The organism is Nocardioides lacusdianchii (genome assembly GCF_020102855.1).
Taxonomy (GTDB): Bacteria; Actinomycetota; Actinomycetes; order Propionibacteriales; family Nocardioidaceae; genus Nocardioides; species Nocardioides lacusdianchii.
Genome location: NZ_JADHZD010000048.1, coordinates 1 through 840, shown reverse-complemented (window position 1 = coordinate 840; position 840 = coordinate 1). Strand labels below are relative to the sequence as shown.

The following is an 840-nucleotide window of genomic DNA, read 5'->3' as shown; positions in this document are numbered from 1 at the left end:
GTGATGGTCCTCGAGGATTCGGTAGAAGGTTGACTCGAAGGATCACGCGGTGGCCGCGCCAACGTCCGACGTACACGCCGGTGACGATCTCGGCGACCGCGCTACACCACTATCGGGGACTCAACTGATGCTCGTTGAACGCCTCGGCGGGTGTCTTCCATCCGAGGGTCTTGCGGGGCCGGGTGTTCAGGGCGTGAGCGACGGCTTCGATCTCCTCGGCCGACCAGCGCGACAGGTCGGTGCCTTTGGGGAAATACTGGCGGAGCAGGCCGTTGGTGTTCTCGTTCGTCCCGCGCTGCCACGGCGATTGTGGGTCAGCGAAGAACACCGGGATCCCAGTCTCGACACTGAACTTGGCGTGCGCGGACATCTCCTTCCCGCGGTCCCAGGTCAGCGACCTCGCCAGTTCGGTCGGCAGCGTCGACATAGTTCTCGCCAGCGCGTCCTTCATCGTGAGCGCGCCGTAGCCGGCCAATGCGGGGCCGTTCCTCGGCGTCTCCTTATGCCTGTAGCCCTCCTCACGCGGAAGGTGGACCAGCATCGTGAACTTGGTCGTGCGGTCGACGACGGTGCCGATCGCCGAGCGTTCCAGTCCGATCAGCAGGTCGCCTTCCCAGTGGCCGGGAACGGCACGGTCCTCGGCTTCAGCGGGGCGTTCGCTGATCAGCGTCTCGGGTGTGACGTGTGCCCAGGTCTTGCGCCGTGATCGCTCCCGCGGCGCCCGTAACGCGCGGCCGGTGCGCAGGCACCAGACCAGCTCGCGTTTCAACGCGCCGCGGCCCTCGATGTAGAGCGACTGGTAGATCGCCTCGTGGCTGATGCGCATGGATTCATCATCGG

At 65.7% G+C, this 840-nt stretch carries 1 protein-coding gene; it reads right to left on the bottom strand.

Features of this window, described 5'->3' with window-relative positions:
- Positions 1-109: 109 nt before the first annotated feature.
- Positions 110-840 (bottom strand): IS30 family transposase (locus IRX98_RS22400; protein WP_224280572.1); only part of this gene is annotated, 731 nt, incomplete at its 5' end.